This is a genomic window from Micromonospora sp. DT201 (genome assembly GCF_049841575.1).
In the GTDB taxonomy this organism is placed as follows: domain Bacteria; phylum Actinomycetota; class Actinomycetes; order Mycobacteriales; family Micromonosporaceae; genus Micromonospora.
Genome location: NZ_JBNCKP010000125.1, coordinates 1 through 228 on the forward strand (window position 1 = coordinate 1; position 228 = coordinate 228).

General features: G+C 71.5%; 1 protein-coding gene. It reads left to right on the plus strand.

Annotated elements, in window-relative coordinates; genetic code table 11:
* Positions 1-21 precede the first annotated feature (21 nt).
* Positions 22-228, plus strand: a 207-nt coding sequence (locus ACLQ28_RS34670) for a hypothetical protein (protein ID WP_425690472.1), incomplete at its 3' end; no start/stop codon positions are given.

Here is a 228-nt window from a genome sequence, read left to right on the forward strand (position 1 = left end):
GGGTCTACCGCGGTGGTGTTGGTGAGTTTCCGGGAGGGAGAGGGCCACGCCCTGCTGGTGCATGGGTCGTCGGAGGGTCTGCGGTGGTTTGATCCGCAGTTGCCTCGGGGGCAGTGGGTGACGGCTGAGGAGCCTGCGGTGGTGCGGAGGTCGGCTGTCGAGGTGCGGGTGGCGGTCCTCGACGCCGATGGGCGGGTGGTGTCGCCGGGGTCGTGGTCGACGCCCGGG